4 protein-coding genes are annotated in these 4,569 nt (G+C 64.6%); 2 read left to right on the top strand and 2 right to left on the bottom strand.

The window, feature by feature from the left end; all coding sequences use genetic code 11:
* Positions 1 to 218 precede the first annotated feature (218 nt).
* Positions 219 to 404 carry a hypothetical protein gene (locus ABZV38_RS39715; RefSeq protein ID WP_356333751.1) on the bottom strand — a complete coding sequence of 62 codons (186 nt, stop codon included), beginning with the start codon at positions 402 to 404 and terminating at the stop codon, positions 219 to 221.
* Positions 405 to 810: 406 nt separating this feature from the next.
* On the opposite strand from ABZV38_RS39715, the gene ABZV38_RS39710 reads away from it, so the two are divergent.
* Both ABZV38_RS39710 and ABZV38_RS39705 read left to right on the top strand, forming a co-directional pair.
* The gene (locus ABZV38_RS39710) at positions 811 to 870 is read left to right on the top strand and encodes a type I-E CRISPR-associated protein Cas6/Cse3/CasE (RefSeq protein ID WP_356333753.1); all 60 of its coding nucleotides are present in this window, start codon (positions 811 to 813) and stop codon (positions 868 to 870) included.
* Between the two features lie 821 nt (positions 871 to 1,691).
* Positions 1,692 to 1,820, top strand: coding sequence for a DUF6221 family protein (locus tag ABZV38_RS39705; protein WP_356333749.1), 129 nt, complete (start codon positions 1,692 to 1,694; stop codon positions 1,818 to 1,820).
* A 421-nt stretch (positions 1,821 to 2,241) separates the two neighbouring features.
* On the opposite strand, the gene ABZV38_RS39700 is transcribed toward ABZV38_RS39705, so the two are convergent.
* Positions 2,242 to 3,435 carry a cation:proton antiporter gene (locus ABZV38_RS39700; RefSeq protein ID WP_356333746.1) on the bottom strand — a complete coding sequence of 398 codons (1,194 nt, stop codon included), beginning with the start codon at positions 3,433 to 3,435 and terminating at the stop codon, positions 2,242 to 2,244.
* Between the last annotated feature and the right edge of the window lie 1,134 nt (positions 3,436 to 4,569).

The following is a 4,569-nucleotide window of genomic DNA, read 5'->3' as shown; positions in this document are numbered from 1 at the left end:
CTGGCAACCGTGCCTGCCGCATGTCGTCACCCACCCCACCAGCAACGGCAGTTGGGGCGAATCCGCTCATTCCGTTTTCACGCCGAGGCCCTGGGTGGTGTCCACCTACAGGGGGGCCTGGCCGCCCTCGACGGTTGCAGGGGCGCTGGACGGTGCGCTGCCCGCGTCCCAGATGTCGGACAGGGTGGAGCTGACCAGGCCGCGGGTGTCGTACTGGGTCAGATTGACGAGGCGTCGCCGGACGAGGGCGCGGTGTCCTTGGACGGGTGGTAGTCGGAGGTGTGGTTCGGTGTGGCGCCGAGGATACGCAGCCGGTTGGACAGCCAGACCTGGGTGCCGCGTCCGAGGCCGTCGTAGACGGTCCCGGTGATCTTCGTGATGGGGGCGGTGACTTTGGTGGCCAACCGGAAGTCCCGCCAGGACGTAACTGGCGGGGCTTCATTGTTCTGACGCTATCGACACTCCTTGTGGGAGATATCCCACGTCAACACTTCATGCGATCTAACGGTTACCCGCAGCGCAGGGGACCCCGGAAAGTGCGAATCAAAGCTAGCGTGATCGAAGTGCCCTGATCTGAGGATCAAAGCAGATCAACCCAAAATTTTGGCCACCTTCGCCACGTATGCAGAGGCAATATCTGCGCTACTCCATGAGCCCGAGGTAAACGTACCGCCCGCTTGCCCTCTGGAAAGGGGAGTTGAAGTCCAAGGCGCAGTCGGAGAGTGTGGCCGCGCCGCTGTCGATGAGGCGGTATCCGGCACTCGCGGCGAGAACGCCGCGGGAGGCAAGGCGGCGGCACTGGTCGACGCGATGACGCAAGGCATCGGTCATGGCCGGGCGTACGGTTGCGGGCTGCTGCTGACCCGGTGAGCGGCGGTGCAGGCCGCCATGTCCTCGGCGGACTCAGTTGCTCCGGCTGGTTGGATAGCCGGTCCTATCCGCAGCCCGGTACCGGCCCACGTCGGTGACGGCGTACGAGCCGGACAGTTCCTCCTGTTGATGGTCGGGATGAAACTGCTGGCTGTGCGGCGTGGGAAGAAGAGGAGTTGACCGCCGGTTTCCGCTTGCGTGGAGTAGATGCAGAGGGCGACGCGGTAGTCCGTGTTCTCGGGCGCGTCCAGGAGGGTCAGGACTTCTGCTGCGCGGTCGGTGGTGGTGGAGTGCCAGTCGTACGAGTCGTTGTTGTCGTTCACGACGTATGAGAGGCCGAGAGGCTCCTCAAGCGACCACCCTGTGGTGGTCGGGGCGTCGGCGGTGGTGCGGACCGTGACCTCGCGCGTGAACGTGAAGTCGATGTCTGCGCTCCTGGACGACACGAAGGGTTCCTGGGTGTGGTGGTCAGTGGCGCCGCGTAGTAGGGAGGAAGTGCATACCGACACCCGCTGGTTCGGCAGGACCGTCAACCGCCTTCCCCCCGGCCGGAGCTGACGCTGACGCCTGCCTGTCCCTTTCCGTGCCCCCGCCACGGGCCCGGGCGGGTAGGGCGTCGGGGCAACCGACCCCAGCCATCCCCGCACCTGGGTCGGGGGAGCTGTGCGTTCCTCGGACCGACCAACCCCATCGCTTCCCGTTGGAGGGCCCACGGACGAGCGGAGCGATCGGGCGGGAAGGGTCCGGCCCGGCACGGTGGGCCCACGCCACCTCGGATCTAGTTGACACGTCAAGGTTCTTCCCATGTACTTCACATCGACATGCTGGCGCGGGACTACAAAGCCATGCATACGTCGGACTCCCGCTCGGCCGGCCTTGCCTACGCGCTTCGCGCCCTCGCGCCGTCGTACGCCGAGCACCCGGATTACCGCAACGAATGGCGCCCCTAAAAACTCTCAAAGAGACAGGCCCTAGCCCACTCCTCCTCCGAACGCGAAACCTGAGAAGTCAAGTGCGCTGGACCGGCTCACCCCCACCCGCATCCGCCGCCACTCTCGGCACCTTCGCGCGAATGCCGCGAGGCTGTCGCACAACTTCTGCCCGGTCGAGGTCAAGAGTGACCTACTGTTCGGCTCCGGTCGCTGCGCAGCCATCGGAGTACCGAGAATTCACCATCGGCTGCTCTCGAGGTGTGGCCCCACGTCGCGCACCAGACGGCCTGATACCACTCACCTGCAACGACTTCCGGCGCTTGTTCATCACGCTCCTCGACCAACCCGTCCACAACACCGTGTTCCGAGTCGATTGGTCCAGGGGGAGACGCCCCACCAGGCCCGGTCTCAGGCCAGCCACTGCATGACGACAATCCGCTCAACGATGAAGATCACGACCTTTCGCTTGAGTACTCAGCAACGGCAACGCCACCAGGGGAAAGATAATCACCGACAGCAGGCCGGCTGCCACTAGCGCGGCAGCGTTTTCCGGCCGGATAGCGTCCAGCTTCAAACCGATCGTCGTCGCCGCCACGATGATCGGTAGGGAGGTGGCCTGCAGCAATCCGCTGGCCACGACCTCCGCGCGCGAGAGTCCGGCACTGCGGTAGGCCAATGCCGGAAGTCCACGAACGAGGAGGAGCGCGGCGAGGAACACCGGTACCCGCAGCACCGTCCCGGCGTCGGCAAACAGGGCTCCAAGGTCAAACTGGATACCGCTCGTAACGAAGAACACCGGAATGAGGAATCCATAGCCGAGGCCCTCGAGTTTGATGTGGAACTGTGGGTGGGTCCGTTCGGCGTCGGGGTCGACGAGCCGCAGCACGGCCCCAGCGACGAAGGCGCCCAGGACGGCCTCAAATCCTAGATGCAGGGCGATCGCGGAGAGCCCGACAACCAGGACCATTGACAAGCGGACCCGGACTTGGGCGCTCGTGTCCGCTAGCATCTCTACAGCCCGCGACAGCCACGTGGAGCGCCCTGCCCCAACTGATGCCACCACGATAAGTGCCGCCAACCCGGCAAGGCTGAGCAAGAGCAATAGCCTGGAGGCCAGGCCTGACGAATGCTCCGAGAAGAACAGCGACAGCAACACGACAGCGCTGATCTCGCCTGCCGAGCCTCCACCGATGGTCAGTTGGCCGACCGGCCGGTCAACCGCGCCAGCATCCTTCAGGATCGGGACCAGAAGCCCGAGTGACGTGGCCACCAACGCGATGCCGACCAGTAGTGGGCTTTCGACCAGCCCAGTGACATTCAGCAACCAGCCCACAACCGCAGCAAGGAAAATTGTACCGGCCAAACCGATCCCAACGAGTCGCGCTTGCGGGCCGCGCAGTTGCTGGATATCGATCTCGAGACCGGCAAGGAACAACAGGAAGCTCAGGCCGATGATCGACAAAGCCTGAACGATCGCGTCAGGCTGGACCACATTCAGTACCGCCGGGCCAAGGACGATGCCGGCCACAATCTCGAGGACCGGTCCGGGGAGAGGAATGCGAGGCACCACGGCGAGCAGGAACGGGACGCCAGCGGCTACCGTCAGAACGATAAGCAGATTATCATATGCCATACGTAACTCCCGTGGCTAGTCAGCGGTCAAAGGGTCTGACCATCCTTGAACCGTCCGATGGTGTTATGGCCCATCAAAAATCTAGTCCGCGCGCCTCAACGGCTCCGACTCTTTCGACGGGAACGTCGACCCCGCAAGAATCGGTCGCAGCGGCGAGCTTCTGAGTACGTCCTGTCCAGGGTCGCGAAGTCACAATAATCGGGAACTTCCGTGACCAATTCTTCATAGCCCTAAACCTCGCCGTTTCATTCGATCTCGCGGTGCCGCTCGCAAATGGCGGAGACCGCTGCGAGCAAGCGGTAGCTATCGGCTGCGGTCTGGCGCGCCAACGAAAGCCGGCCGGACACCTTCAAGCAGTGCATGCATGCTGCGGGGCCGGGAGAAGGAGTGCAGTGTCTGCGCGCTCGTTCGCCGCGGACATCACATCCGCGGCGGAAAGGGTCCTTTCACTGCCTGAACCGCATTCCACGGCCGAACCACATCTGCGGTATCTGAGGCCGATCCAAGCCGACCAAGACCCTCTGGCCTCTGGGCCCAGTCTGCGGCTCCTGCCACCGACGCAGCCGTGCAACGCCGAACCCCTGCGCCCCCTACGGGCAGCCGGGCATCCTCGCCCGGCGGACACCCCGATGGCGAGGGCTTGTGCGCGACGTGCGGCATACCCGGCCGACCAGTCGACGTGTGTGTGAAGTGCGACGATCCCGGTGATCTCCTGGCACGCGGAGACTGCCTTCGCACTCTCGCGGCCCGCGTGGCCGATCTCCTGTCGGGGCGATGGAGCGGGCGGCCTCCGAGGTGCTCACACCCGTAACAAGAGTGCTCATCGACGCGGACAACCTCTATCGAGTCCTCAAAGAACTCAGGCGCGCAGCCCGGCCGCGCACCCTCACGGTTGTCGAGGTCCTGGCCGACCTCGCCCTCTCACTGGCAGACGGTGGCGGCCCCCGCACCGAAGGTGGACTTGGTGCTGGACGGGCACCCTCCACACCGACCGCATTGCCGCAGACCGGCCGTTCTACTCACCAAGCACAGACGTCGAGGCAAACATTCAGTGCGACCGCAGCGTGTGACGGTTTCGGGTGTGTGGTGACGGCTGGTGACCGAGTGGTCAGCGGCTGTCGGAGCGGGGGTGTC

Origin of the sequence: Streptomyces sp. NPDC005181, assembly GCF_040608395.1 — a bacterium.
Taxonomy (GTDB): Bacteria; Actinomycetota; Actinomycetes; order Streptomycetales; family Streptomycetaceae; genus Streptomyces.
Note: the sequence above shows the minus strand (reverse complement) of the source record. Positions and strands in the feature narration are given on the sequence as shown.

Coding starts and splice junctions, on each gene's coding strand:
- ABZV38_RS39700 (WP_356333746.1), bottom strand. CDS start 3,435: ATGGCATATGATAATCTGCTTATCGTTCTGACGGTAGCCGCTGGCGTC.
- ABZV38_RS39705 (WP_356333749.1), top strand. CDS start 1,692: ATGCTGGCGCGGGACTACAAAGCCATGCATACGTCGGACTCCCGCTCG.